Source organism: Corynebacterium ciconiae DSM 44920 (assembly GCF_030440575.1).
In the GTDB taxonomy this organism is placed as follows: domain Bacteria; phylum Actinomycetota; class Actinomycetes; order Mycobacteriales; family Mycobacteriaceae; genus Corynebacterium; species Corynebacterium ciconiae.
In genome coordinates this window covers 2,146,598-2,173,320 of sequence record NZ_CP047189.1, presented here as the reverse complement: position 1 = coordinate 2,173,320, position 26,723 = coordinate 2,146,598, and the positions used below count along the sequence as shown (strand labels likewise).

The following is a 26,723-nucleotide window of genomic DNA, read 5'->3' as shown; positions in this document are numbered from 1 at the left end:
TCTTGTATTCCTGTTAGTCCACAATAGCTAATGTGACGAAAAAAGTCGCACCTGGGGGCCTTTAGAGGGTGCCGGAGCGGAAACGCCGCACCGCCTCGCGGCCGGCTTGGGGCCCGCTATCCTGCGGAATCGTCTCAGGGTCCACGGCCACGGCACAGTCGCCCACGTGCAGATCCTTCGCCTGCAGCGCGGAACGCTTGAGCACAGCCAAGGCGATGGGGCCGAAATCACAATCCTGCACCACCGTGCCCACTCGACCCACCGCCCGAGGCCGGCTGCCCTTGGTGATGCTCGCCCCCGGCACCGGCAAGCTGGGGGCGGAGCCATCGAGGTGAAGCCGTACCAACACGCGGGGTGAGGAGCCCAAGTTTTCCACCCGGGCCACCGTCTCTTGGCCGCGATAGCAGCCCTTGTTCAGGTGCACGGCGCTGCCGCCCACCCAGTGCGGCACCTCGTGCGGGATGGACTTATCGTCCAGATCCACCTCCGGCAGCGGCACCAGATGCCTCACCCGCTCCGCAGTCCACGCCATCAGCCCCACCACGCGAGTGCCGCGGGATTCGAGGTCGGTGAGGGTGGCGTCGATAAGCGCTGCGGGAACATACAGGTCGGTGTGCGGTAGTGGAGCGCTCACGCTGCGGCTAAGCCCCGAGGGTGCGCTGGCGCCGCAGAGGGTGAGCAGACCGTAGTCCGTGCGGGTGATCTCCACCGCGGACCAAAAGACCATGCGGCGCAGAAAATCCTCCAGGCTGGCGGCGCTGGGGCGGGGGATGTCGAGCAGGAAACCCTCCTCAGTGCGCAACACGCCAAGAGCGTGGAGGATGTGACCCTGGGCATCCAAGTCCAGGGCCTCCGTGCCGGCGCCGATGGGGAGGTCATCGAGCTTCTGGGAAAGCAGCTTATTGAGAAACTCCGCGGCATCCTCGCCGCTGACCTTAAGCACCACCCGGTGGGAACGATCGATCACCACCGGCTGCTCGGAAAAAGCGCGCTGCTCGCCTAAAGGATCCCCATAATGCCACGCCACGCCCTCATAGGCGGGGTGGGCATCGGCGTCCTGAGCGGGGCAGGCGCCGAGGCGCGACAGGGCGGGGGAACGATAGGATGTCTCACTCATCCCGCCCATACTAGAGGAGCGCGGCCAGAGCCTGCGTGGAGGGGCACACGTACCAGCCGCCTGTCAGCGGGGTGGTGAACTCGGTGAGTCGATCCGCGGGGCCGCCATCGGCGCCGGCCATGCGACGCAGCATTTCCTCCATGCGCCACTGATCGAAACTGAAGCCCACAAACACAGTGCCGTGGGTACACATATCGCCATAGGAGACATTGCGGCGGAAGATCTCCAGCTCCTCCTCGTCCACCTCTACCACGGTGCGGTTGACGTGGGAGGATTCCGGGTTGGTGTCCTCATCCAGCTCAACGGAATCGGACTTGGTGCGGCCGATGATCTGCTCCTGCACATGGGACTCAAGCCCCTCCCACTCCACGGACTTGTGCTCCCAAAGCTGGTAGAGCAGCACCGAGCTGCCCGCACCCGGCTGGCCATGCGGCACCGCGACCACGCCCGGGGCCTCGAGAGCCGGCGGGTTCTCGGTGCCGTCCTCGAATCCAGTGAGATCGCGGTTGTGCTGATACACCCAGCCGGTGGTCTCGCCGGCGAGGGTAGCGGAAGAACGCACTGTATCCGCCACCTCGCGGGCGATGTCGAACACCTGGGAACGAGAGGAGCCAGCCACCCACACCCACGCATCGTGCTGAGTTGCGGGCATGGACATGGACGGACCCGAGATCGGCTCGGAGAAGTCATGCACATTCTCCGGCACAAACTCGGCGTCGGCCACGGCCGCCCACAGGCTCGGGCGCACACCGAGCACCACGTTGACGCCGTGGGTGGTGGGCAGGTTGATGGCCTCGGCCAGGTGGCGCAGTACCGCGCACCCGTCCGCGCCGGGGGCCAGATCGAACTCAAGAAAGATGTGGTCGGTGGTGCCCAGACCAGTGATTCCGCTTTGATGACTCATACCACTGATTGTGCCCCAAAGGCCGGCAGGGCGTGAATAATGAAAGGCATGACTCCACGCCCCATCATCGTCACCCTCGACTTGCGCACCGGAGAGATCGCCGACCACGATCCGGAAACGCCCCTAGTGTACTGGGATGATTCCGCCGTCACTCGCGGCGACGGGGTGTTTGAAACGGTGCTTGTTCGCCAAGGCAGAGCCTGCAATCTGCAGCGGCACGTGGAACGATTCGCCGTCTCGGCACAGCTGATGCACCTGCCGCCGCCCGCAGAAGAACTTTGGGCCCGGGCCATCAGCCGTGCGGCCCGCCGCTGGGAGGACGCCCACCATTGCGACGGCGCCATGGTGTGGACCTACACCCGCGGCCGCGCCAGCACCGGCGAGCCCTCGGCGTGGATCAGCGTCAAAGCCGTAGGGGCCCAGCAGCTCGCCCAGCGGGCCCAAGGCGTGGCGGTGCTCACCCTCGAGCGCGGGGCCGATAGCTCGAGTCCGCGCGCGGCAAAAACCCTCAGCTACGCCTCCGCCATGGCGGCGCTGCGCCAGGCCGCCGCGCAGGGCATGGATGATGTGATCTACACCTCGGGCGACAGGGTCCTCGAGGGCGCGACCTCCACGGTGGTGGCCGTTAGTGGCTCCACCATCCGCACCCCCAAGCCGGGCGGGGAGATCCTGCCCGGCACCACCCAGGCGGCGCTGTTTAGCTACGCCACAGCCCAGGGCTACACCTGCGAAACCGGGGATATCTCGGTGAGTGAGCTGCTGGCCGCCGACTCGGTGTGGCTGGTCAGCTCGGTGCGTATTGCAGCCCAAGTCACCTCCATCAATGGCCACTCCACCCGAGGGCGTGGCACAGACAACGCCGCCGCAATCCAGGAAATGATCACGGCGGCGCTGATGTAGGTCAAGCGGTGCTGCTTTAGCCCGCGTAGCGCTGCAGCTGCGCGGAGCGGCGGGGCTTGAGCTCCTTATCCACTAGGCGCTCATCCACCCAGCCAAGATCCCCATTCGGCAGCAGCCCATAGAGCCGCTTGCCGGGGCCCAAGGTGGTCAGGCCCGTGGCGGTGGCCATGGTGGAGGCGGAGCTGAGCTCCCAGGCGCGCTCGTTGAGCGGCTCGCCGTACATGATCTCCACCGCGCCGCCGGAGTGGCACAGAATGAACTCGATCTCGTCTTTATCGTTGATGCGCAGAAAACCGCTCTCGCGAGACTCCAGCGATTCGGGGGAGTCCTTCTTCCAGCAGGTGGACTCCACCATGATGTAGTTGCCGCCATCGTGGGAGAAGATCAGCTGGTTGCCGAAGGTGAACTCGCCGTCCTCGGGGGTATCGGCCTGGCCTTCGCCGCGCCACACACCGATCAAGGGAAGCAGCGCCAAGAGCCCATCGTGCAGGCTGGGGCCCTCACGCAGATTGGCGGTATCGGCCGGAATCGGCAGCTCGCCGAGACGCGGAATATTGCGCCCGCCGGTGGTCTTGGCCACCTCGGCGGCGCGGTTTACGGCCTCGTTGCCGTCCAGGCGCGGGGTGAGGTTTTCGGGATGGTTCGTCGATGAATTAGTCACAACCTCCCATAGTAACGAAGCTTAAGAACCGAGCTTGCCTATCTCCGCCTCGCTGCTGCGCTCTCCCTCGGAGGTGATCTCCTGCACCTGCGGCCCCAGCGGCGAAAGATCGCGGATGTCCAAGCGCACATTGCGCTGTTCCGACTCAAACACCACCGAGCCGCCGCGCACGAACACCTGCGAGGCCTGGGAGGGCAGGGGCAGCTCGCGGGAATCGATCTGGAAGAAGAATCGCTGCATGACCTCCGGCGGGGCATCGCCCTCCCGCAGCTCGGTGGGGGTCATGGTGATGGTGGTGCCATTGATGCGCAGCCGCGCCAGCACCGTCACTGGGGCATCGAGGCCCTCAGGGGTGCCGGTGAGCAACACCTCCGCCGCGGTGCCACCGGAAGGGGAGATGTCATAGGGGTGGCTGATCTGCAGATCCGTCATGTTCAAATGCTCGCCCAGGGCCACGCCGTCGAGGCTCACCGAGCGGGAGATCACGCGCGCCACCACGCCCTCGAGGTCGCCGGAGAGCACCTGCTCGCGGTCCATGGTGAGGTTGAATACGTCCGTGGTGGCGTTGACCACGCCGAAGCCAGGCACATCCACATCCATGACGTGAGTGGAGATCTTAGGCACATTGCCGGTGACCAGCGCCGCGCTATAGGGCGCGCCGCCCACATATACGCGCGGCGGCACGGGCAGGTGGGTGGCATCTTCCACCGAGCGGGAGATCGTGCGCTCCACGTTGATAGCCACGGCGGCATCAGCCAACCAGCCGGCCACCCCGAGCGCTGCCACCACGGCGGTGACGCGCAGTAGTCTCCGCTTGCCTTTCACGATCACTACCCTAGTGGATATGCGTTATGAGAAGTTGCACCTGCCCACCCACGACGCGTTGCGTTCGAGCACCGAGAGCCTGCTCGCAGCCGTGCACGACGAGGACGGCGTGGAGGCGCTGTCCGAGCACTTCGTGCGGGGCATACACGACGCCACCCTTCACCACACCCACTGGCTGGCCCTTGATGGGGAGTCGGCGGCGGGCGTGCTGGCGGTAGCCGAGGACTCGGCAGAGCTCGCAGTGCACCCCGCTTGTCGACGCCGCCACGTTGCCACCCACCTGCTCGATCATGCAGACGTGCCCGCCGTGTGGGCCCACGGCGATCTGCCGGCTGCTCAGGCATTGGCGCGGCGTCGTCACGCGAGCGTGAGCCGTGAGTTGCTGGTGATGGGCATCGACGGCGAGGAGCTCACCGCCTATGTGCGCCGTAGCTCTACCACCCCGCCGGTGGAGGAACTGGAGCTGGTGGATTACAGCACTGCCTGTCAACGCTGGGGCGAGCAGACAGTGCAGCGCGGTTGGCTAGAGGCCAATAACTCCGCTTTTTCTTGGCATCCCGAGCAAGGGGGATGGGATCTCGCGCGGCTGCAGGCGGGCATGGATACCGAATGGTTCGATCCCGCAGGAGTGCTGTTGTATATGCACCGCGACACCGGCGAGGTGGCGGGGTTCCACTGGACCAAGTCGCATAACGCCGAGCAGGGCGAGATCTATGTCGTGGGCGTGGCCGATCATTGGCGCGGCAAGGGCCTGGGCGCGCCGCTGATCGCCGCCGGCGTGGCCCATTTGGTGGCTGCAGACCACAGCAGCGTGATTCTCTACGTAGAAGCCGATAATGCCCCGGCCGTCAAGGCCTATGAGCAGGCAGGATTCCGCACCATCGAAAGGCACGTGGTGTACTCCTAAAGGCAGTTCGGGCAAGTTTTGCTGTCTTTTCACCTTCCGTTAACCGCGCTGCGGCGTGGCGGTCATGTAGCGCCCTTAGGTTGATTCCTTGGGCACGGACGGCCCACACATGACCCACCGGAAGGACACCCACTGTGACGTACAACTTCAAGCGCTCAGCCACCCTCCTCGGCCTTGTCGCCACCAGCTCTGTGGTGCTCGCCGCCTGCTCCGAAACCGGAGACAACGCTGCGGGAGGGACCGAGCCTGTGGAGAACCTCTCTGATTCCTCTGGTCAGCTGGTAGCGGAGGGCGCTTCCTCCCAGCAGAAGGCCATGGACCTCTTTGGTATTAAATACAACGAGTCCACAGGCAATAACCTCTCCTACACCGCCACCGGCTCCGGCTCCGGCCAGAAGCAATTCATTGCCGGCCAGGTGGCCTTCGGTGGCTCCGACTCCCCGCTGGACGAGGACCAAGTTGCCGCCGCCGCTGAGCGCTGCGAGGGCAATGACGCCTGGCATCTGCCGATGGTGATCGGGCCTGTGGCCGTGGCCTACAACCTCGAGGGCGTAGATGGGCTGAACCTCTCTGTGGAGACCGTGGCCAAGATCTTCAAGGGCGAGATCACCCAGTGGAATGATGAGGCCATCGCCGCCGAGAACGAGGGCGTGGAGCTGCCCGATTCGAAGATCGAGGTGGTCTACCGCTCCGAGGAATCCGGTACCTCCGATAACTTCCAAAAGTTCCTCAAGGCCGCCGTCCCGGATCAGTGGGACACCACCGGCAAGTCCTTCCCCTCCTCCACCGGCGCGGGGGCCAATGGCTCCACTGGCGTAGTGGGGCAGGTCTCCGCCACCCCGGGTGCGATCACCTATGTGGAGTCCGGTTTTGCCACCGAGGCCGGCCTGGGTATCGCGAACATCGACTTCGGCCACGGCCCCGTTGAGCTGAACAACGAGACCGTGGGCAAGGCCCTGGACAACCTGGACTATGCCGGCGAGGGCCACGACATGGTGGTAGACGCAGAAAAGCTTTTCTCCATGGACATTGAGGGCGCCTACCCAATGGTGCTCACCACCTACGAGATCGTCTGCTCCGCCGGCTATGACGAGAACACCGCCGGACTAGTGAAGGACTTCCTCAAGGTGGCCCTCGCTAACCAAGGCGAGGAACTCGAGGAGCAGGGCTATATCCCCGTCTCCGGTGAGTTCAAACAGAAGCTGGAAGACGCCGTCGACGCCCTCCACTAAGCACCCGGTACTAGCTTTCCTAAGGACGTATCACCCATGTCCAGCACCACCATGGTGAGCACGCCGCAGCGTGACGTGCGTGCCACGCCACCCGCAGCCCCCGCCCCCAGCAGCCGCGGCTCTTTCCGGCCCGGTGACCGCATCTTCCGCTCGCTGTCGACAGCCTCGGCGGCGCTGATCACCGTGCTCATTGCCGCCATCGGCGCGTTTTTGCTGTGGCGGGCACTGCCGGCGCTGTTCAATAACGCGGAGGGGATCCGCGGATTCTTCACCTACTCGGGAGATTGGAACACCGCCGATACCTCTGCGATGTACTTCGGCATTCCTAATCTCTTTGCGGTGACTGTCACCGTCTCATTGGTGGCGCTGCTGCTGGCGATGCCGGTAGCGCTGGGCATCGCGATCTTTCTCTCCAACTACGCGCCCGCGCGCTGGGTGAAGCCACTGGGCTTCGTGGTGGATCTGCTGGCCGCCGTGCCCTCCATCGTCTACGGGCTGTGGGGAGTGAAGGTGCTGGGCCCACTGCTCGGCGGCTTCTTCGAGTGGATCAACAGCTGGGCCGGTGGGCTGTTTCTTTTTGCCCACTATGACAACTCGCCGTCCTTCGCCACCTCCCGCACGATCCTCACCGGTGGCATCGTCCTCGCGATCATGATCCTGCCCATCATCGCCGCCACGGCCCGGGAAGTCTTCGTGCAGACCCCCAAAGGCCAGATCGAGGCCGCCCTAGCGCTCGGCGCCACGAGGTGGGAAGTGGTGCGGATGACGGTGCTGCCCTTCGGTATGTCCGGCTATGTTTCGGGGGCGATGCTCGGATTGGGCCGCGCTCTCGGCGAAACCATGGCGCTCTACCTCGTGATCTCGCCCTCCTCGGCATTTCGGGCCTCGCTCTTCGATGGCGGCACCACCTTCGCCACCGCGATCGCCAATGCGGCCCCCGAGTTCAACAATGACCTCAAGGCGGGCGCCTATATCGCCGCCGGCCTCGTGCTGTTCTTCCTCACCTTCGTGGTGAATGCGGCAGCTCGTGGCGTCGTCAAGCGAAAGAAGTAGCATGACCCACATACACACATCCAGCTCCTTTCAGCACATCTCCTCCAGCCGGCGCGCGAAAAACAGCGTGGCCACGGTGGTGATCTACGGCGCGATGCTGGTGGCGATGGTGCCGCTGGTGTGGGTGCTGTGGGAGGTGTTTTCCCGCGGGATCGGTGCGGTGGCGCGGCCGGAATGGTGGACCACCTCGCAAATGGGCATTCTCTACAACGTCGAGGGTGGCGGCGCGCTGCACGCCATCGTGGGCACCCTGGTGCAGGTGGGAATCGCCTCGGCGCTATCCATTCCCATCGGCATCTTCACCGCCATCTACCTGGTGGAATACAACAACGGCGGCCGCTTGGCCAAGGTCACCACCTTCATGGTGGATATCCTCACCGGGGTGCCCTCGATCGTGGCCGCGCTATTTATCTACTCGGTGTGGGTGGTGCTCTTCGGCTTCGAGCGCTCCGGCATGGCGGTGGCGCTGTCGCTGGTGCTACTCATGATTCCGGTGGTGGTGCGCAACACCGAGGAGATGCTGCGGGTGGTGCCGGATGATCTCCGTGAGGCCTCCTATGCCCTCGGCGTGCCCAAGTGGAAGACCATCGCCAAGATCGTGCTGCCCACCGCCCTGTCCGGAATCGTCACCGGCATCATGCTGGCCATTGCGCGCGTGATGGGGGAGTCAGCCCCCGTGCTCATCTTGGTCGGCTCCTTCCAGGGCATCAACTGGGATCCGGCGAGCGGCCCGCAATCCTCGCTGCCGCTGATGATGCTCGACATGTACAAAGCCGGCTCCTCCGATGCGGTGCTGGCCAAGATGTGGGGCGCGGCGCTCACGCTGGTGCTCCTCATCGCCCTGCTCAACATCGCGGCCCGGATCGTGTCCGCGAAATTCTCTGTGAAACACTAGCCCCCGCACCAGGAGAACCTCACCACAATGGCCAAGCGTCTTGATCTCACCGACGTCAATATCTACTACGGCGACTTCCACGCCGTGCAGGACGTGAACCTGCATGTGCCGCCGCAATCTGTCACCGCCTTCATCGGCCCTTCCGGCTGCGGTAAATCCACCGTGCTGCGCACCCTAAACCGGATGCACGAAGTGATCCCCGGGGCGCGGGTAGAGGGGCGCATCAGCCTTGACGGGGAGGATATCTACGGCCCGAAGGTGGACCCGGTGGCGGTACGCAACACCATTGGCATGGTGTTTCAAAAAGCCAATCCCTTTCCCACCATGTCCATCGCCGACAACGTCGTGGCCGGGCTGCGCTTGGCGGGGGTGAAGAACAAGAAGAAGCTCGCTGAGGTGTGCGAGAAATCGCTCCGCGGCGCCAATTTGTGGGAAGAAGTCAAAGACCGCCTCGATAAACCAGGCGGCGGGCTCTCCGGCGGCCAGCAGCAGCGGCTATGCATTGCCCGCGCCATCGCCGTCGAACCGGAAGTGCTGCTCATGGACGAGCCCTGCTCGGCCCTCGACCCCATTTCCACCCTCGCCGTGGAGGACCTGATCCACGAGCTCAAAGAGGACTACACCATCGTGATCGTGACCCACAACATGCAGCAGGCCGCCCGCGTCTCCGACCAAACGGCATTCTTCTCCCTCGAAGCCACCGGCAAGCCGGGGCGGCTGGTGGAAGTCGGGCCGACTAAGAAGATCTTCGAAAATCCCGACGAGAAAGAAACCGAAGACTACATCTCCGGGCGCTTCGGCTAGACCTGGGCTAATCGCGGGAGAAGCGCCGCTCCAGATCCGCGATGCGGCGCGCAAAATCCGCCTCGCTGCGCTCATTCTCCAACTTCAGCCGGTATTCGTCCGGCTGCATGCCGGAGGTGAGATACACAATCCTGGCCGCCACGTCCACGGTGTGGTCGGCGAAGCGCTCATAGTAACGAGACAGCAGAGTCACATCCACGGCCTCGAGGGTGGAGTGCTGCCATTCGCGCTGGGTGAGCACGTGCATGATGTGGGCGTGGAGATCATCCATGGCATCGTCCTCGTCGCTCAGCGCCAAGGCCACATCCGCATCCGGGTTGAGCAGCAGCTCATGAATCTTGTCCGACATCTGCAGCGCGATCCGCGACATCTCCTCGAAATAGCCCACCAAGGTGGCCGGCACGGCATTATGCGGGTGGCGGCGGCGCGCCACGCGGGCGATGTGCATGCCCAGAGCCCCCATGCGATCAAAGTGCTCCACAATATAAATAGAGGAAATGATCTGTCGCAGGTCCCTAGCCATCGGCCCCTCTAAAAGCAGCAGGGCAATGGCCCGCTCCTCGCAGCGCTGCCGGGTGGCCTCCATGGCGGTGGCAGCCGACAGCGCCTCCTCGGCCGGGGTGAGCTCATTATCAATCAAACCCTTGCTGGCTAGCCGCATCGTCTCGCGGACGTGATCACTCAAGACCAGCAGGTCGTGGGAAAAACCGTCAAGGTGCTCGCGAAAGGCAGTGCGCATACGCTGCACTATAGTGGCTTCACCCCAGCTGCGCTGGGTAGCGCGCCTATCCGCCGGAGTGCATAATCTCCGCGCCCTCGGGAACGCGGGCATCCTCGGGGTCATCCAGCCAGCCCTCCGGCAGCAGCACCTTCGCCGGCGAACCTTGGCGACCGCGCGGGCCCTCGGCATCATCGGCCAGGGCGGTGCTCTCGGCGAAGGGGGCCAGCAGCTCATCCAGATGAGACAGCGAGGTCACCCGCGACAACTGGCCGCGCACATCGCCGCCCACGGGAAAACCGCGCAGGTACCAGCCCATGTGCTTACGCAGATCGCGACAGCCCTTCTCCTCGCCATCGTGGCGCACCATGAGTTCGGCATGGCGCCGAATGATTCGGGTGACCTCACCCAAAGTGGGCTGGGGAGGCATGGGCTCGCCGCGCAGCACCGCGGCCAGCTCCGCAAACAACCAAGGACGGCCCAAACAGCCCCGGCCGATGACCACGCCATCGCAGCCGGTGCGCTCCATCATGGTCACCGCATCCCGAGCAGCAAAGATATCGCCATTGCCCAGCACCGGGATATCGCCGAAACCGGACTCAACCATGTGCCGCTTGAGGGCAGCGATCTCCTCGAGCCGCGCCGTGCCGGAATAACGCTGGGCGGCGGTACGGCCGTGGCAGGCCACCGCGGCGGCACCATTGTCCGCCGCGATACGCCCCGCATCCAGGTGGGTCTTGTGCTCGTCATCGATACCGACGCGGAACTTCACCGTCACAGGAATGTCCGTGCCCTCGGTAGCGCGCACCGCGGCAGCCACAATGTTGGCGAAGAGCTGGCGCTTATAGGGCAGGGCCGAGCCGCCGCCGCGCCGGGTGACCTTGGGCACGGGGCATCCGAAGTTCATGTCGATGTGGTCGGCGAGATCATTGTCCACGATCATGCGCGCCGCCTCGTAGGTGTAGTGCGGATCTACGGTGTAGAGCTGCATACTGCGAGGATTCTCGGATTCGTCGAAGGCGATCATGTGCATCGTCTTCTCATTGCGCTCCACGAGGGCACGGGCGGTGATCATTTCACACACGTACAGCCCCGATACGCTCCCCATCTTTTCCAACTCCTGCTCACGGCAGAGTGTGCGAAACGCCACGTTGGTTACCCCCGCCATAGGGGCGAGCACGACGGGCGATTCGAGGGTGAGCGGACCGATCTGCAGCGGCTGATGATTGAGCGATGTAGTCACCCGCCCAGTGTCGCCTATCCGCAGCGCTCAGCGCAATTTTTCTACGGTGTGCATGCTTATCTGCGCCACCTCCCATTCGCAGCTCTCCCGCAAGGTGGGGGTAGTGAAGAAGAACCTGAGACACGAACCAAAAGTTCGTCTATTGTGGGACGCGTAACCTAGTTCACAGCGGGTGTGCGGACGCGTGCGCGGTCGCACGACTGATGTCTGCTAGCACACGCTTGCCGCTGCGCTAGGAAAGGTAGGCGCAATCACGCCTTGCAGGGCTGTCACGCCCGCACCGGATTGCACACAGAAATAAGGAGAACTAAGAGTTCATGTCGGATCGTATTGCCAACGCCAAGCTTCGCGGAAAGGTTATGACCGCGGATGAGGCTGCCCAGTTTGTCAACCACGGCGACAAGGTAGGTGTGTCGGGCTTCACCGGCGCCGGCTACCCGAAGGTGCTCCCCACCGCTATCGCAGAGCGCGCCAAGGAGGCTCACGCTAAGGGTGAGGAGTATATGATTGACCTCTTCACCGGCGCCTCCACCGCTCCCGAGTGCGATGGTGTTCTCGCCGAGGCGGATGCCCTCCGCTTCCGTACCCCGTACCAGTCGGATCCGATCCTGCGCGGCAAGATCAACGACGGCACCACCTACTACGCCGACTACCACCTGTCCGAGCTGGGCATGTACGTGTCCCAGGGCTTCTTCGGCAACATGGACGTGGCCATCGTGGAGGTTACCCGCATCACCGAGGAAGGCCACCTGGTTCCTTCCTCCTCCGTGGGTAACAACGTGGAGTACCTGGACGCCGCCGACAAGATCATCATCGAGGTCAACGAGTGGCAGTCCGAGAACCTCGAAGGCATGGCGGATATCTACCGCATCGAGCCGCTGCCGAACCGCCAGCCCATTCCGATCACCAAGCCGGGCGATCGTATCGGTACCACCTACATCGACATCGATGTGGACAAGGTGGTGGCTGTGGTTAAGACCAATAACGAGGACCGCAACGCCCCCTTCAAGCCGCTGGACGAGACCTCCAAGCAGATCGCCGGCAACTTCCTCGACTTCCTCGAGGCCGAGGTGGCCGCGGGTCGTCTGGCATACGACAAGTACATCATGCAGTCCGGTGTGGGTAACGTGCCGAACGCCGTGATGTCCGGCCTGCTGGACTCTAAGTTCGAGAACATCAAGGCCTACACCGAGGTGATCCAGGACGGCATGGTGGACCTCATCGATGCCGGCAAGATGACCATGGCCTCCGCTACCTCCTTCTCGCTCTCTCCCGAGTACGCCGAGAAGATGAATGCCGAGGCTGATCGCTACGCCAAGTCCATCGTGCTGCGCCCGCAGCAGATCTCCAACCACCCCGAGGTCGTGCGCCGCCTCGGCTTGATCGCCACCAATGGTCTGATCGAGGCCGACATCTACGGCAACGTCAACTCCACCAATGTCACCGGCTCCCGGATGATGAACGGTGTGGGCGGATCCGCAGACTTCACCCGCAACGGCTTCATCAGCTCCTTCATCACCCCCTCCCAGGCCAAGAACGGCGATATCTCCGCCATCGTGCCCTTCGTCTCTCACGTGGACCACACCGAGCAGGACGTCAAGGTCATCATCACCGAGTACGGCTACGCCGACCTCCGTGGCCTGGCACCGCGCCAGCGCGTGGAGAAGATCATCGCCATCGCCCACCCGGACTACCGTCCGGTGCTGGAGGAGTACTACTCCCGCGCGCTCGAGGCGGCGAAGAAGAACAAGACCCTCCAGACCCCGCACGATCTGGAGACTGCGCTGTCCTTCCACCAGCGTTTCATGACTCACGGCTCCATGATGCCGCAGGACTAGTGGCCGCTTAAGCCGCAGCAACCACCCCGCCCCACCCGTGGGCGGGGTGGTTTTTTCCAAACACCGCGCGGCATTGATACACTACTCATCACGTACGGGCCTTTAGCTCAGTTGGTAGAGCTACGGACTTTTAATCCGCAGGTCGTGGGTTCGAGCCCCACAGGGCCCACCGCTTACTGCACTCCCTACGCCTCAGTGGCGTGGGGAGTGCATTGTTATGTGTGGGGATACTTGGAGTGGGCAGGCCACCAGATCCGGTTGCCGAGCCACAGGCTCAGCGCGGGTACGAGGAAGGATCGGACGATGAGGGCGTCGATAAGCACGCCGAGGGCCACGATCACTGCCAGCTGCACCAAGAATTGGATGGGGATCACCGCTAGGGCGGCGAAGGTCGCGGCCAGGACCACCCCGGCGCTGGTGATCACACCGCCGGTGGTGATGAGCCCGCGCCGCACCCCGCGATAAGTGCCGTGGAGGAGGGCCTCTTCGCGTACGCGTGTCATGAGGAAGATGTTGTAGTCGATACCGAGTGCAACTAGGAATACGAAACCGTAGAGGGGCACGGTGGGGTCGGCGCCGCTGAAGCCGATGAGGTGGAAGATCAGCGCAGACAGGCCCAGGGCGGTGCCGAAGGAGAGGATGGTGGTGGCGAGAAGCACCACCGGCGCCAGCACCGAGCGCAGCAAACCCGCAAGCATTACGGTGATCACCGCCAGCACGAGGGGGATGATGATGTTTCGGTCTCTCAGGGAGGTGGCGGTGGTGTCCATATCCACGGCCGTGGTGCCTCCCACCGCCGCCGAGGGCAGGGCCTCGCGCAGCCGGCGCACCGTGTCCTTCGCTGCGTCGGAGTCGGCGGGGTCATCGAGGGTGGCTTGGATCATCACCTGGCCATCGATCACGGTGGGTTCGGCGGCGCGGGCCGGCAGCGCGCTGGGCTGTTCCACCCCGGCGGTTGCGTCGATGATGCTGAGGGTGGAGTCCAGATCGGCCTCATCGCTTAAGACATACACGGGCGAGCCGGAGCCGCCGGGAAAGTGACGATCCAGCACCTCTAGGCCATCACGGGCATCGCTCTGGCCGAGGACAAAGTCGGATTGGGGCACCCCATCCGCTTGAAAGCCGATGAGCCCCAACCAGCCGCACGCAAGCGCGGCAGAAATACCGAGGGCCAGGGCACGGGGCCGGCGGGCGGTGGCATCGGCCACCCGAGTCCACGTTGCCGAACTGGTCTGCCCATCGCTCGTGCGCGGGCGACGCGGCCAAAACGCCGCTCGCCCAGCGAGCAGCAGCATGGCTGGAAGAAAGGTCAGCGAGGTCGCCACCGCGGCGAGGATGCCGAGTGAAGCCACCGGGCCTAGGGCGGCAGTGGACACCAGATCTGAGAGCACAAGGCAAAGCAAGCCCGCGATCACAGTGCCGGCCGAGGCGGCAATGGGCTCCCACGTGCCGCTGAGGGCTGCGCGCGTGGCCTGCCATGGCTGCTCGTGGGTGCTGAGCTCCTCGCGGTAGCGGGCCGTATAAAGCAGCCCATAATCGGTGGCCGCGCCGATGACGAGGATGAAGAGAATACCCTGCACCTGGCCATTGATGGTGACCACCCCAGCTCGAGCCAAGGCCACGTTGATGGCCACCGCTAGGCACAGCGCCGTCAGGGCGGAGAGCAGCACCATGAGCGGCAAGATCGGGGAGCGGTAGACCACAATGAGCACGAGCAGTACCGCGGCCACGGTGACCAGCAGCAGCTGGGAGTCGATTCCGGCGAAGGCGGCGGAAAGATCGGCGCTCAAACCTGCCGGCCCAGTAACCCAGAATTCATCGCCGTCCGGAAGGCGCTCGGAGAGCGCCGTGTCGAGCCGGCTGACGGTGTCTGCCACATCGGCATCGCTCGGGATGGCCGCCACGAGCTGGAGGGCCTCGCCGTCTTCCGAGGGGATGAGCGGACTGAACTCGAGGTTGGGGAAGCTGGATCCCAGCTGCTCGGTGAGATCGCTCAGTTCGGTCGGGGATATGGCATCGCCGGTGATCACCACCACCGCGGGGATGGAGTCGCTACCCCGGAACTCGGGCAGAGCTTCGCTCACAGTGGTGGACTCGGCGCTTTCGGGCAAAAAGGAGGCCTGGTCATTGGAGGAGACCTCGCTGATCGCGCCAAACTGGGGGCCGCCTAGCCCCATGACCACCACCCACACGGCGATGAGAAGAAGCGGGAGGCCTAGGCGGTACCAACGTGAGGGAGCAGATGTGGTCATGTCTGCTGAGTATAGTCTGATAAAGCCCTCAAGAAACCACCCTAGAGCTGAGGTTTTGTGCACCCTGCAGGATCATGTATGATTCATCTCAGTCCAAAAGCGGGCTACGCCCCCATCGTCTAGCGGCCTAGGACACCGCCCTTTCACGGCGGCGGCACGGGTTCGAATCCCGTTGGGGGTACTTTCCACCTGTCGTGGAAAGTGCATATAAGAATATGGCCCTGTGGCGCAGTTGGTTAGCGCGCCGCCCTGTCACGGCGGAGGTCGCGGGTTCGAGTCCCGTCAGGGTCGCCAATTTCAAGCGGCTATCTACTAGTTTTCTAGTGGGTAGCCGCTTTGTGCATCTGCGCCTTTATACATCGGGCACAGCCCTGCCGCGAGAGAAAGAATTGCGTAATAGTCCTAAAAATGCGCTATGAACTGCGGATTTGCGGGTATAGGAGCGCGTTATGTAGAGTATCCACTCGTGCACAGCGCACCGATTAATACATCGGAGGCTGGTACATAAAAGAATATGGCCCTGTGGCGCAGTTGGTTAGCGCGCCGCCCTGTCACGGCGGAGGTCGCGGGTTCGAGTCCCGTCAGGGTCGCAGATCGTTGCTCTACAGCAAGGATCGTGGCCAGATAGCTCAGTCGGTAGAGCGTCCGCCTGAAAAGTGGAAGGTCAGCAGTTCGATCCTGCTTCTGGCCACAAGAAGAAAAGCAGTCTTTTCGCCTCGTGTGAGAAGGCTGCTTTTCGCTTATGCGCTATCCTCGGCTGCAGAGCACAGTGTGACTACGAGGAGAAAAGGACGGATACATACGATGAGCGCTTCCCAGCATGTGCGCCTCGATGAGGGCTCGAACACCTACGTGATCGAGGTGGACGGCCAGATGGCCGGCTATGCCGAGTTTCGGGCCGTGGACGAGACGGTGCGCGACTTCAACCACACCGTGGTGCTTGATGAGTACCGCGGCCAGGGGCTGTCCTCGCCGCTGATCCGCTACGCGCTGGATGATTCGATCCGGGCAGGGATGAAGATCATGCCGAGCTGCTCCGCCGTGGAGCACTTCATTGCGAAGAACCCGGAGTATCAGGAGCACGTGGCCGGCTAGATACGCAGCAATCCCAGTGGTCTCAGAGAGTCCACTGGGATTGGTGTATGTGGGCGGGGCTTAGATGGCGTAGTCGTTGCCTGGAACGTAGCAGTCAGGATCGACCAGCTTCACGCACTCAGCCGAGCCCCGCGGACGCATCTTGGCGGGCACGCCCACGGCGATGTGCTTGGGCGGGACATCCTTGGTGACCACGGCGTTCGCGCCGATCGCCGACCCCGCGCCAATGGTGATCGGGCCTAGGACCTTCGCCCCGGCGCCCACCACCACGTCATCTTCGAGGGTGGGGTGGCGCTTCGTTTGGGTGAGTACCTGACCGCCGAGAGTCACGCCGTGGTAGAGCATGACTCCATCGCCGATCTCTGCGGTCTCGCCGATGACGATGCCCATGCCGTGATCGATGAAGAAGCGGCGGCCGATGGTGGCCCCGGGGTGAATCTCCACGCCGGTGAGGAACCTAGCGAATTGCGCCAGTACCCGGGCGGGGCCGCGACACTGCCGCACCCACAGTGCGTGGGCAACGCGGTGCATCCAGATGGCGTGCAAGCCCGAGTAGACAAGGGCGTTCTCCACGTCCCCGCGGGCGGCGGGGTCGTGCTCGCGGGCGTTCTGGAGATCTTCGCGCATGCGGGAGATGGCAGTGGAGATGAAACCGATCATGGGGATCGATCCTACATCAGAGCCGATTAATTAAATTCAGCGCGCACATCCTCGAAGAGGACAGTGGAGGCGTAGCGCTCGCCGTAGTCGCATACGACGGTAACGATGGTCTTGCCCTTGTTCTCCGGCTTCTTGGCCTCGCGCAGTGCGGCGAATACATTGGCGCCGGAGGAAATGCCGCCCAAGATGCCTTCCTTCTCGGCGAGCGTGCGGGCGGTGGCGATGGCGTCTTCGTTGCTTACGGTGACGACCTCATCGATCACCTTGCGGTCCAGCACCTCGGGGATGAAGTTGGCACCCAGGCCCTGGATCTTGTGAGAGCTGGCCTTGCCCTCAGTGAGCAGCGGAGAATCGGCGGGCTCCATGGCGATGATCTCCACCTCGGGCTTGCGCTCCTTGAGCACGGTGCCTACACCGGTGATGGTGCCACCGGTACCGAAGCCGGCGAGGAAGATGTCGATATCGCCGTCGGTGTCAGACCAAATCTCCTCGGCAGTGGTCTCGCGGTGAATCTTGGGGTTGGCCGGGTTGGAGAACTGGCGCGCCAGGATAGCTCCCTCGCGCGTCTCCACAATCTCGTGTGCCTTATCGACGGCACCCTGCATGCCTGCCGGCCCGGGGGTGAGCACGATCTCCGCGCCATAGGCGCGCAGCATGATGCGGCGCTCCATGGACATCGTCTCGGGCATGGTGAGCACCACATTGTAGCCGCGGGCTGCACCCACCAGGGCGAGGGCGATGCCGGTGTTGCCGGAGGTGGCTTCCACGATGGTGCCGCCCTCCTTTAGTTCCCCGGACTGCTCGGCGGCGTCGATAATAGCGGTGCCAATGCGGTCCTTGACGCTGTTGGCGGGGTTATAGAACTCGAGCTTGACCAGCACCTCGGCCTCGAGGCCTTCGGTGAGGCGGTTGAGGCGAACCAGCGGGGTACCGCCAACGAGCTCGGTGACATTGTTGTAGATGCGTGACATATGTCTTGCACTCCTTTACACAGACGTTAGTGAGAGTTACAGCTTCCCAGCATAACGCTCTGCTCCCACAATTACCAGACAGGCCAGTATTACATAGATAGACAAAGAGGTCTATAGATGTACCCCTATATGGGGCCTTCGTCCACGAAAGCCAGTGCACAGCGTTATGGTGAGTGAGTCGCGGAGAACGGGAATGCGGTACAGCGTGCAGCCACGCCGCAGCGGACCTCGCCACTGTAGGGCTCGCCTCGCCACAGCGTGAGACACAGGCGCTCGATCACTTATGTCGTCGGAGCACATCCCCGACCCACCACTGCAGCGCAGGGCTGCGGGAAGGTGTTTTATCGATACGCCGAGAGCTAAGCCAGGAGACCGGCCGCGACACGATAGCCGAACACTTTTCGTCAGCCCAGTTCGGCGCGAACCGGTTCCGGTGCGAGGACTCGCCAGAACATGAGTCAGAGAAACGAGCGTTTCTACCACCATGCATATCGCAGAAGGATTCCTGCCCGTTGAGCAGGCCGTGGGCTGGGGCGTGGCTGCCGCGCCTTTCGTGATCCACGGAGCACTCCGCGTCAATAAGCAACTCAAAGACAAGCCCGAAACGGGACTTCTTCTCGGCGCCGCCGGCGCCTTCACCTTCGTGCTCTCGGCACTGAAGATCCCCTCCGTCACCGGCTCCTCCTCCCACGCCACCGGCACGGGGTTGGGAGCGGTGCTGTTTAAACCACCCGTGATGGCCTTCTTGGGCAGTATCGTGCTGCTCTTCCAGGCGCTGCTGCTCGCCCACGGCGGTATTACCACCCTCGGCGCCAATATCTTCTCCATGGCCATCGTGGGCCCGTGGATTGGCTACGGGGTGTGGCTGGCCGTGCGCAAGGCCGGCGGCAGCGCCACCATCGGCATAGCCCTGGCGGCGTTCTTCGCGGACCTGTCCACCTATGTGGTCACGGCCTTCCAGCTGGCTGGTGCCCACCACGCCCATGGCTTCTTTAACTCGGCCATGACCTTCCTCGCGCTCTACGCCCCCACCCAGGTGCCGCTCGCGATCGTGGAATCCATCATCACGGTGCTCATCTTCCGTTCCTTGCGTACCATCGCCGCCCGCGAGCTCTCCATCCTCGGGGTGCTGGGTTCCGGCACTGGGGCGAAGCAGCAGCAGGGTAGCGTCGATAAGCCAAAGGCAGGGCAGAAGGCATGAAAAATAACAGCACGGGCGTGACCATCGCCCTCATCCTCGCGGCCATTGTCATCGCCGCTTTCCCCATGTTTTTCAACGTCGGCGATAAGGACTCGGATGAGCCCTTCGCCGGCACCGACTCCACCGCGGAAACCCTGGTGGAAGACACCGATCCCGGCTACGAACCCTGGTTCGAGCCGCTCGTGGGCGAACTGCCCGGCGAGGTGGAATCCGGGCTCTTCGCCCTCCAAGCCGCCCTCGGCGCCGGCCTACTCGGCTACGTGATCGGGCTCTACCGCGGGCGCAGCAAGTGGGAGCAGACTAGCGCACAGGCACCCGCCTCCCAATGAACCCCGTCGACATTGCTGCCGCCTGTTCTCCCTGGGCGCAGCACAGTGTGTCGGAAAAGGTTCTCGGCTTCGGCGGGGCACTAATCCTCGCCCTCGCACTGCCGCCGCTGCCAGCACTGCCGCTGCTGCTAGTGATCGTTCTGTTCGCTGCGGCGCAGGCGCAGGTGCGATGGCGGCTGTATCTCGGGCTTGTGCTGGCGCCTTTCGGCTTCATCCTGCTCGGAATGTGGCCGCTCATAATCAACCTCACCACCAGCGGTTTTGTGGTCGTTGAGGGTGGTCTTGGCCATGCTGCGGTTGTCGCAGGCCGCAGCCTGGTGGGCATGAGCATCACCATGCTTTATGCCCTCACCACCCCCATCGCAGCGCAGCTCACGTGGGCGCGAAGGATCGGCGTGCCGGAGTCTCTCGTGGTAGTGAGCATGCACATCTACCGCTTCTCCTCCTTGCTCTATCGCCAGTCGCAGGCGATGTGGAGCGCCCAGGCGAGGCGGCTCGGGCACAGCTCCTGGCGGCGCTGTGTGCGCTCGGCCGCTGATCAAGCGGCCAATCTCTTCCTCGCGGCCTTCCAGCGGGCCCAGCGTCTACAGGAAGGGCTCGAGCTGCGCGCCGATAGCGCCGCCGCTGCCGTCTATGGCACCTTCACCCCCGCCCGGCCCCGCTGCCTGGCGTTGATCCTTATCGGCCTAGCCGCGGTAACCGCCGCGAGCCTCATCCCCTTTGCGTGGTGACCCCTCATGACAGCTTCCCCAACGCTCATCGCCCTCGACGCCGTCAGCTACGCCTACCCGCATGGCCCCTTGGTGCTCCATGATGTGCACCTACAGGTCAGGCGGGGTTCGGCCATGGCCCTGCTCGGCGCCAATGGCTCAGGAAAATCCACGCTCATGAAGCTCATGGCCGGGGCGCTGCAGCCGCGTAGCGGGCAGGTGCTTATCGACGCCATCCCCGCGACCTACAACCGTTCCGGGCGCACCAGAGCCCGCTCGTTGATTCAACTCGTGCTTCAAGAGCCGGACGATCAGATCTTTGGGGTATCCGTGCGCGCCGATGTTTCCTATGGGCCCACCAACCAGGGCCTCAGTGAGAAGGAGATCGCGGCGCGGGTGGACTGGGCCATGGAGCGCGCCGAAATCACCGACCTCGCCGAACGTGTTCCCCAGCAGCTCTCCTATGGGCAGCGCAAGCGGGTGAGCCTAGCCGGGGCGTTGGCGATGCGCCCGCAGGTGTTGCTGCTTGACGAGCCCACCGCTGGGCTTGATCCTGCTGGGGCCGCGCAGCTTGTGCACACACTGGCGCTGCTGCGCCAAGAGGGTACTGCCATTGTGCTGTCTACCCACGATGTCGATCTGGCCTATGCCTTCGCCGATACCGCGGTAGTGCTCCATGACGGGGGAGTGCGCACCGGAGCCTGTGGGGAGATAATGACGGACGCCGCTCTTATGGAGCGGGCGCGACTGGAGCTTCCGTGGGCGCCGCTGGTCTCACGAGCACTGGGAAGAACAGTGCTGCGGGCCGTAGATGTAGCCGCGCCGCCGCAGACTTCTGAGTGATTTATATCACTCTAAACAGGCCTAAAACAACGTGAGTGTTTGATCTGACTTGTTTCGCAATTATCGGCCGCGTGTCCATAAATCCCACAGCGTGGGATGGACCTATGGGGGCTTGGGGGTGGGGTAGCAGTGGGGGTGGCTCTAAGGTCTGTAGTCTCAGAACCTCTATTACCTGCACTTTTAGCGGCGCGAACGCAATGTGGGATTTGTGGCGTCAAGCTGAGAGCAAGGTAAATATTTGCCGAGAAAAGGGGTTAATGGAGGAGGTGGGACCGGTGGGGGTGGGGGCACCTAAACGGGGGATTAATACAGCAATCTGTGAACTTTTCACCTCAGGCTGTGCTGAAAACTTCCTGTAACTACTTATGATTACCCCCGTTTCTTGTTTATAATCCTGACCTACGAGCAACCTAAGCGAGGCGGGTGTGAACAGGGGCACCCACTACCTCCCAAGAGTCACATTCTGTGGGAGGTGCCGCTCCTCATCGGAACGGCATTAGGTGAACAACGCAGGAAGAAGAGTATGGATCCGCAGCGTCTCAAAGATGACGAAGAAGCGATTCGCGCAGCACTCACCACGCTAAAAACCGCCACGGGCATCCCGGTCACCATGTATGCCACGGTGCTTCCCGATAGCCGACTCCAGATCAGTGCGTGGGTCGGGCTGCGAACCCCGGCGCTGCAGAACCTCGTGATCGAGGCAGGCGCTGGTGTGGGTGGCCGCGTTGTCTCCTCCCGTCGCCCCGTCGGCGTGTCCGACTACACCCGAGCCTCCATCATCTCCCACGAGCATGACAAGCCCATCCAGGACGAGGGGCTGCATTCCATCGTGGCCGTGCCCGTGATCGTGCAACGCGATGTGCGCGGCGTGCTCTACGTGGGCGTGCACTCGCCCGTGCGCTTGGGCGACAAGGTGATTGAAGAGGTCACCATGACCGCCCGTACTCTCGAGCAAGACCTCGCGGTCAATAGCGCCCTGCGTCGCGGGGACGTCAGCGGAAGCGGGGCCAAGCCGGGACGGGTGATGAACGGCGCCGAGTGGGAGCAGGTGCGCTCCACCCACTCCAAGCTGCGGATGCTGGCCAACCGCGTGGGAGACGAGGATCTGCGCAAGGAAATCGAGAGCCTCTGCGATCAGCTCGTTTCGCCTGTGCGGGTCAAGCAAACCACCAAGCTCTCCGCCCGTGAACTAGACGTACTCGCCTGCGTGGCCCTCGGCCACACCAATGTGGAGGCGGCTGAGGAAATGGGCATTGGCGCCGAAACCGTCAAGAGCTACCTGCGCTCCGTCATGCGCAAGCTCGGGGCCCACACCCGTTACGAGGCCGTCAACGCAGCCCGCCGGATTGGGGCCCTGCCCTAAGCAGACGGCGGCTGCCTAACGCTCACCGCCGGGAATCCAGCGCACATCCTCGCCCTGGTTTTCCACCCTGCCCATAATGAAGAGGGCATCGCTGAGGCGGTTAAGATACTTCGCCGGCAACACCGACATGGTCTCGCCATGCTCGGCGATAGCGGCCCACGCCGCGCGTTCGGCGCGGCGGGCCTTCACCCGAGCGGTGTGTAACAGCGCCGAGGCTGGGGAGCCGCCGGGAAGAATGAAGGAATCGAGCGTGGGAAGCTGCTCGTTAAAACGATCGCAGTCGCGCTCGAGTCGCTCGATATATTCCGGCTCGACGCGCAGCGGCGGATATTTAGGATCCTCTACCACTGGGGTGGCGAGGTCCGCGCCGCAATCAAAAAGCTCATTCTGAATCCGTCGCAATACCGTGCTCACCTCCTCACTGGGGGAGGCGAGCGCCAGCACTTCGCCGATCGCGCAGTTGGTTTCCTCGCACTCGGCATAGGCCTGCAGGCGGGAATCATTCTTGGACACGCGGGAGAAATCCGACAGGCCCGTGGTGCCGTCATCTCCGGTGCGGGTATAAATCTTGGTCAAATGAACGCTCATACTCGTCGAGTCTAGGGAAAACCGCTCGCCGAGCAGGTAGCGCACAACCCCACCCAAGGCACTAGGCTGGTGCACTGTGAAAGAACATTTCTTGGTAGAAGGTGGCGCCCGGCTGCAGGGCGCTGTGAAAGTGCACGGCGCGAAGAACAGCGTGCTCAAACTCATGGCCGCTGCATTGCTGGCTGAGGGCACCACGACGCTCACCAACTGTCCTGAGATCTTGGACGTTCCGCTCATGCGTGATGTGCTCGAGGGGCTGGGCTGCACCGTGGAGATTGATGGATCCACCGTGCGCATTAGCACCCCCGCGGCGCCCCAGAGCAACGCGGACTTTGATGCGGTGCGGCAATTCCGCGCCTCCGTGTGCGTTCTCGGGCCCTTGACCGCCCGCTGCGGGCGAGCCGTGGTGGCCCTGCCCGGCGGCGATGCCATCGGTTCCCGCCCCCTCGATATGCACCAGTCTGGACTGGAGAAGCTCGGGGCGCGCACCTACATCAAGCACGGATGTGTAGTCACGGAGGCGGATGCTCTCAACGGCTCCTATATCCAATTGGACTTCCCCTCCGTCGGTGCCACCGAGAACATTCTCACCGCCTCGGTGCTCGCCGAGGGGCGCACTGTGTTGGACAACGCGGCGCGCGAGCCGGAGATCGTGGATCTCTGCGTGCTCCTGAAGGAGATGGGTGCCCAGATCACGGGTGAAGGCACCTCCACCATCACCATCGACGGCGTGGACAAGCTGCATCCCGCCGAGCACGAGGTTATTGGCGACCGCATCGTGGCAGGAACCTGGGCCTACGCCGCAGCAATGACTCGCGGTGACATTACCGTCGGCGGGATCAACCCGCGGGCGCTGCACATTGCGCTAGAAAAGCTGAAGATTGCCGGCGCCGAGGTGGAAACCTACGACACCGGATTCCGTGTGCGCATGGATGGTCGCCCCTCGGCCGTGGACTACCAAACCCTTCCATTCCCCGGTTTCCCCACCGACTTGCAGCCGATGTCCATCGGCTTGGCGGCGGTATCGGAAGGCATGAGCGTAATTACGGAGAATGTCTTCGAATCTCGCTTCCGCTTTGTCGATGAGATGCAGCGGCTGGGTGCGGACACATCGGTGGATGGGCATCACGTCGTGGTCCGCGGCGTAGAGCAGCTCAGCTCCACTCCGGTGTGGTCCTCCGATATCCGAGCTGGGGCAGGGCTAGTGCTCGCGGCACTCTGCGCGGACGGGGTAACCGAGGTACACGATGTCTTCCATATCGATAGGGGCTACCCGCAGTTCGTGGAGACCTTGAATCAGCTGGGTGCCAGCATCACTCGAGTGTCGGCTTCGCGTCATGCCAAGGATTAACCCGCTATAAACTTCCCGAAAAATCCCCTCCTAGCAGGGGATTTGCGTGTATCTAGCGATCTATGTAGATTTATCTCCTGTCAGCGCGACCGACAGCGCCCCACGTTGTGAGAACACAACGAAGAGTGGCGGGAAGAAAACAGCGTTGATACCAAGCCTCCTAAGACAGTCAGTAATCTGACTCGATTGGTTGTGCGCGTGTTGTTTGAGAACTCGATAGTGTGCCAGCTTTGTTTTGTTGATGTGTGCTGCATGTTTGTGTGGTGTGCGTGTTGGTTGTGTGTGGGTCAGGTGCCCTTGTGATTGGGGTTTGTTTGGTCGCATGTGATTTGATGCGTGTGCTGTATTTTTTGTGCAGTGTGTGTTGATGATTTTTTGGGGGTGGGTTTTCCTCGTCGGATTCTGCCCCTTTTTTTGTTTTTTGTTTTTTTGCTAGTGTATTGGGCTTTTCATGTAAGCTTGTATGCTTTTTACTGATTCGGCTGCCGCGTTTTGTGGTGGTTGTTTTTGGTTTTTTGTGGAGAGTTTGATCCTGGCTCAGGACGAACGCTGGCGGCGTGCTTAACACATGCAAGTCGAACGGAAAGGCCCCAGCTTGCTGGGGTACTCGAGTGGCGAACGGGTGAGTAACACGTGGGTGATCTGCCTTGGACTCTGGGATAAGCTTGGGAAACTGGGTCTAATACCGGATAGGACCATCGTTTAGTGTCGGTGGTGGAAAGATTTTTTTGGTTCAAGATGAGCTCGCGGCCTATCAGCTTGTTGGTGGGGTAATGGCCTACCAAGGCGTCGACGGGTAGCCGGCCTGAGAGGGTGATCGGCCACATTGGGACTGAGACACGGCCCAGACTCCTACGGGAGGCAGCAGTGGGGAATATTGCACAATGGGCGCAAGCCTGATGCAGCGACGCCGCGTGGGGGATGAAGGCCTTCGGGTTGTAAACTCCTTTCGGTACCGACGAAGCCTTTTGGTGACGGTAGGTATAGAAGAAGCACCGGCTAACTACGTGCCAGCAGCCGCGGTAATACGTAGGGTGCGAGCGTTGTCCGGAATTACTGGGCGTAAAGAGCTCGTAGGTGGTTTGTCGCGTCGTCTGTGAAATCCCGGGGCTTAACTTCGGGCGTGCAGGCGATACGGGCATTACTTGAGTGCTGTAGGGGTAACTGGAATTCCTGGTGTAGCGGTGAAATGCGCAGATATCAGGAGGAACACCGATGGCGAAGGCAGGTTACTGGGCAGTTACTGACGCTGAGGAGCGAAAGCATGGGTAGCGAACAGGATTAGATACCCTGGTAGTCCATGCTGTAAACGGTGGGCGCTAGGTGTGGGGACTTTTCATGGTTTCTGTGCCGTAGCTAACGCATTAAGCGCCCCGCCTGGGGAGTACGGCCGCAAGGCTAAAACTCAAAGGAATTGACGGGGGCCCGCACAAGCGGCGGAGCATGTGGATTAATTCGATGCAACGCGAAGAACCTTACCTGGGCTTGACATGGACAGGATCGGCGCAGAGATGTGTTTTCCTTTTTGGCTTGTTCACAGGTGGTGCATGGTTGTCGTCAGCTCGTGTCGTGAGATGTTGGGTTAAGTCCCGCAACGAGCGCAACCCTTGTCTTATGTTGCCAGCACGTGATGGTGGGGACTCATGAGAGACTGCCGGGGTTAACTCGGAGGAAGGTGGGGATGACGTCAAATCATCATGCCCCTTATGTCCAGGGCTTCACACATGCTACAATGGTTGATACAACGCGATGCGAGCCTGTGAGGGTGAGCGGATCGCTTGAAAGTCAGTCTTAGTTCGGATTGGGGTCTGCAACTCGACCCCATGAAGTCGGAGTCGCTAGTAATCGCAGATCAGCAATGCTGCGGTGAATACGTTCCCGGGCCTTGTACACACCGCCCGTCACGTCATGAAAGTTGATAACACCCGAAGCCCATGGCCCAAGCCCTTTGTGGTGGGGAGTGGTCGAAGGTGGGATTGGCGATTGGGACGAAGTCGTAACAAGGTAGCCGTACCGGAAGGTGCGGCTGGATCACCTCCTTTCTAAGGAGCTTATTTAAGTGTCATGGTTGTTGTGACACGGCTTGTATTTTTTTAAAAAAATTTCCTGTATGGAACACGCATGATTGTTTATGGCGCGTGTGCTGCGTGGATGTGTGGTTGACGAGCATGTTGATGAAACGTTTGTGAAGCTGGTGCATTGTTGGGTGTCTGAGGCAACATGGTTGTCTTGTTTGTTTGGGCACACTGGCTGACTTCTGCTG

At 62.5% G+C, this 26,723-nt stretch carries 24 protein-coding genes, 5 tRNA genes, 1 rRNA gene and 1 riboswitch; of the genes, 20 read left to right on the top strand and 10 right to left on the bottom strand.

Translation table 11 applies throughout. The annotated features are described in order from the left end of the window. Positions 1 to 61: 61 nt before the first annotated feature. Positions 62 to 1,117, bottom strand: coding sequence for a CAF17-like 4Fe-4S cluster assembly/insertion protein YgfZ (gene ygfZ, locus CCICO_RS09545; protein ID WP_018020462.1), 1,056 nt, complete (start codon positions 1,115 to 1,117; stop codon positions 62 to 64). A gap of 10 nt (positions 1,118 to 1,127) precedes the next feature. Then, positions 1,128 to 2,021, bottom strand: a complete 894-nt coding sequence (locus tag CCICO_RS09540; protein ID WP_018020461.1) for a Dyp-type peroxidase — start codon at positions 2,019 to 2,021, stop codon at positions 1,128 to 1,130. A 48-nt stretch (positions 2,022 to 2,069) separates the two neighbouring features. Here CCICO_RS09540 and CCICO_RS09535 point away from each other — a divergent pair, with 48 nt between their 5' ends. After that, positions 2,070 to 2,921 carry an aminodeoxychorismate lyase gene (locus CCICO_RS09535; RefSeq protein ID WP_018020460.1) on the top strand — a complete coding sequence of 284 codons (852 nt, stop codon included), beginning with the start codon at positions 2,070 to 2,072 and terminating at the stop codon, positions 2,919 to 2,921. 16 nt (positions 2,922 to 2,937) lie between these two features. Here CCICO_RS09535 and CCICO_RS09530 read toward each other — a convergent pair whose 3' ends face one another. Then, a complete protein-coding gene (locus CCICO_RS09530) occupies positions 2,938 to 3,582 on the bottom strand; it encodes a heme-binding beta-barrel domain-containing protein (RefSeq protein WP_018020459.1) in 645 nt (214 codons plus the stop codon). A 21-nt stretch (positions 3,583 to 3,603) separates the two neighbouring features. Beyond that, positions 3,604 to 4,413 carry an LmeA family phospholipid-binding protein gene (locus CCICO_RS09525; RefSeq protein WP_018020458.1) on the bottom strand — a complete coding sequence of 270 codons (810 nt, stop codon included), beginning with the start codon at positions 4,411 to 4,413 and terminating at the stop codon, positions 3,604 to 3,606. 13 nt (positions 4,414 to 4,426) lie between these two features. Here CCICO_RS09525 and mshD point away from each other — a divergent pair, with 13 nt between their 5' ends. The 5 genes from mshD to pstB all read left to right on the top strand — a co-directional run bounded on the left by mshD (position 4,427) and on the right by pstB (position 9,298). Beyond that, positions 4,427 to 5,314 carry a mycothiol synthase gene (mshD, locus tag CCICO_RS09520; protein ID WP_018020457.1) on the top strand — a complete coding sequence of 296 codons (888 nt, stop codon included), beginning with the start codon at positions 4,427 to 4,429 and terminating at the stop codon, positions 5,312 to 5,314. A 134-nt stretch (positions 5,315 to 5,448) separates the two neighbouring features. Beyond that, entirely contained in the window at positions 5,449 to 6,546 is a 1,098-nt protein-coding gene (gene pstS / locus CCICO_RS09515) for a phosphate ABC transporter substrate-binding protein PstS (RefSeq protein WP_018020456.1), read from the top strand. A 36-nt stretch (positions 6,547 to 6,582) separates the two neighbouring features. Then, a complete protein-coding gene (pstC, locus tag CCICO_RS09510; protein WP_018020455.1) occupies positions 6,583 to 7,599 on the top strand; it encodes a phosphate ABC transporter permease subunit PstC in 1,017 nt (338 codons plus the stop codon). A 1-nt stretch (position 7,600) separates the two neighbouring features. Further along, positions 7,601 to 8,494, top strand: a complete 894-nt coding sequence (gene pstA, locus CCICO_RS09505) for a phosphate ABC transporter permease PstA (RefSeq protein WP_018020454.1) — start codon at positions 7,601 to 7,603, stop codon at positions 8,492 to 8,494. Positions 8,495 to 8,521: 27 nt separating this feature from the next. Next, positions 8,522 to 9,298: a phosphate ABC transporter ATP-binding protein PstB gene (gene pstB / locus CCICO_RS09500; RefSeq protein WP_018020453.1), complete on the top strand. Its 777-nt coding sequence runs from the start codon at positions 8,522 to 8,524 to the stop codon at positions 9,296 to 9,298. Between the two features lie 7 nt (positions 9,299 to 9,305). Here the strand turns inward: pstB and CCICO_RS09495 are convergent, their stop codons facing one another. Further along, positions 9,306 to 10,037: a phosphate signaling complex PhoU family protein gene (locus CCICO_RS09495; RefSeq protein WP_018020452.1), complete on the bottom strand. Its 732-nt coding sequence runs from the start codon at positions 10,035 to 10,037 to the stop codon at positions 9,306 to 9,308. Positions 10,038 to 10,083: 46 nt separating this feature from the next. After that, a complete protein-coding gene (gene dusB / locus CCICO_RS09490; RefSeq protein WP_018020451.1) occupies positions 10,084 to 11,259 on the bottom strand; it encodes a tRNA dihydrouridine synthase DusB in 1,176 nt (391 codons plus the stop codon). 317 nt (positions 11,260 to 11,576) lie between these two features. On the opposite strand from dusB, the gene scpC reads away from it, so the two are divergent. Continuing rightward, the gene (gene scpC / locus CCICO_RS09485) at positions 11,577 to 13,097 is read left to right on the top strand and encodes a succinyl-CoA:acetate CoA-transferase ScpC (protein ID WP_018020450.1); all 1,521 of its coding nucleotides are present in this window, start codon (positions 11,577 to 11,579) and stop codon (positions 13,095 to 13,097) included. Between the two features lie 96 nt (positions 13,098 to 13,193). Beyond that, positions 13,194 to 13,266: transfer RNA gene (locus CCICO_RS09480), tRNA-Lys, on the top strand. Positions 13,267 to 13,312: 46 nt separating this feature from the next. On the opposite strand, the gene CCICO_RS09475 is transcribed toward CCICO_RS09480, so the two are convergent. Next, on the bottom strand, positions 13,313 to 15,349 hold the full coding sequence (locus tag CCICO_RS09475) for an MMPL family transporter (protein WP_018020449.1): 2,037 nt from the start codon (positions 15,347 to 15,349) through the stop codon (positions 13,313 to 13,315). A gap of 108 nt (positions 15,350 to 15,457) precedes the next feature. Between CCICO_RS09475 and CCICO_RS09470 the strand changes: the two genes are divergently transcribed. From CCICO_RS09470 to CCICO_RS09450, 5 genes are all read left to right on the top strand, one after another. Then, positions 15,458 to 15,530, top strand: a tRNA-Glu gene (locus CCICO_RS09470). Between the two features lie 36 nt (positions 15,531 to 15,566). After that, positions 15,567 to 15,643, top strand: a tRNA-Asp gene (locus CCICO_RS09465). A 222-nt stretch (positions 15,644 to 15,865) separates the two neighbouring features. Beyond that, positions 15,866 to 15,939: transfer RNA gene (locus CCICO_RS09460), tRNA-Asp, on the top strand. A gap of 28 nt (positions 15,940 to 15,967) precedes the next feature. Next, positions 15,968 to 16,040: transfer RNA gene (locus CCICO_RS09455), tRNA-Phe, on the top strand. A gap of 29 nt (positions 16,041 to 16,069) precedes the next feature. Further along, on the top strand, positions 16,070 to 16,444 hold the full coding sequence (locus CCICO_RS09450) for a GNAT family N-acetyltransferase (RefSeq protein WP_482764165.1): 375 nt from the start codon (positions 16,070 to 16,072) through the stop codon (positions 16,442 to 16,444). Positions 16,445 to 16,504: 60 nt separating this feature from the next. Here the strand turns inward: CCICO_RS09450 and epsC are convergent, their stop codons facing one another. Further along, positions 16,505 to 17,104, bottom strand: coding sequence for a serine O-acetyltransferase EpsC (epsC, locus tag CCICO_RS09445; protein WP_018020447.1), 600 nt, complete (start codon positions 17,102 to 17,104; stop codon positions 16,505 to 16,507). Positions 17,105 to 17,130: 26 nt separating this feature from the next. Further along, on the bottom strand, positions 17,131 to 18,075 hold the full coding sequence (cysK, locus tag CCICO_RS09440; protein ID WP_018020446.1) for a cysteine synthase A: 945 nt from the start codon (positions 18,073 to 18,075) through the stop codon (positions 17,131 to 17,133). A 150-nt stretch (positions 18,076 to 18,225) separates the two neighbouring features. Continuing rightward, a riboswitch (cobalamin riboswitch) is annotated at positions 18,226 to 18,470 on the top strand. Between the two features lie 89 nt (positions 18,471 to 18,559). Between cysK and CCICO_RS09435 the strand changes: the two genes are divergently transcribed. The 5 genes from CCICO_RS09435 to ramA all read left to right on the top strand — a co-directional run bounded on the left by CCICO_RS09435 (position 18,560) and on the right by ramA (position 22,521). Then, entirely contained in the window at positions 18,560 to 19,276 is a 717-nt protein-coding gene (locus CCICO_RS09435; RefSeq protein WP_018020445.1) for an energy-coupling factor ABC transporter permease, read from the top strand. Continuing rightward, on the top strand, positions 19,273 to 19,605 hold the full coding sequence (locus tag CCICO_RS09430; RefSeq protein ID WP_018020444.1) for an energy-coupling factor ABC transporter substrate-binding protein: 333 nt from the start codon (positions 19,273 to 19,275) through the stop codon (positions 19,603 to 19,605). The genes CCICO_RS09435 and CCICO_RS09430 overlap by 4 nt, the downstream gene beginning before the upstream one ends. Then, a complete protein-coding gene (locus CCICO_RS09425; RefSeq protein WP_018020443.1) occupies positions 19,602 to 20,336 on the top strand; it encodes a CbiQ family ECF transporter T component in 735 nt (244 codons plus the stop codon). Before CCICO_RS09430 ends, CCICO_RS09425 begins: the two co-directional genes overlap by 4 nt. Before the next feature lie 6 nt (positions 20,337 to 20,342). Continuing rightward, positions 20,343 to 21,158, top strand: coding sequence for an energy-coupling factor ABC transporter ATP-binding protein (locus CCICO_RS09420; protein ID WP_018020442.1), 816 nt, complete (start codon positions 20,343 to 20,345; stop codon positions 21,156 to 21,158). A gap of 523 nt (positions 21,159 to 21,681) precedes the next feature. Beyond that, positions 21,682 to 22,521 carry an acetate metabolism transcriptional regulator RamA gene (gene ramA / locus CCICO_RS09415; RefSeq protein ID WP_018020441.1) on the top strand — a complete coding sequence of 280 codons (840 nt, stop codon included), beginning with the start codon at positions 21,682 to 21,684 and terminating at the stop codon, positions 22,519 to 22,521. A gap of 15 nt (positions 22,522 to 22,536) precedes the next feature. Here the strand turns inward: ramA and CCICO_RS09410 are convergent, their stop codons facing one another. After that, positions 22,537 to 23,109: a cob(I)yrinic acid a,c-diamide adenosyltransferase gene (locus CCICO_RS09410; protein WP_026161582.1), complete on the bottom strand. Its 573-nt coding sequence runs from the start codon at positions 23,107 to 23,109 to the stop codon at positions 22,537 to 22,539. Positions 23,110 to 23,185: 76 nt separating this feature from the next. Between CCICO_RS09410 and murA the strand changes: the two genes are divergently transcribed. Both murA and CCICO_RS09400 read left to right on the top strand, forming a co-directional pair. Further along, complete coding sequence (gene murA, locus CCICO_RS09405) at positions 23,186 to 24,460, top strand: UDP-N-acetylglucosamine 1-carboxyvinyltransferase (protein ID WP_018020439.1); 1,275 nt, start codon at positions 23,186 to 23,188, stop codon at positions 24,458 to 24,460. 514 nt (positions 24,461 to 24,974) lie between these two features. Then, positions 24,975 to 26,502 (top strand): 16S ribosomal RNA (locus CCICO_RS09400). The last annotated feature ends 221 nt before the right edge of the window (positions 26,503 to 26,723 follow it).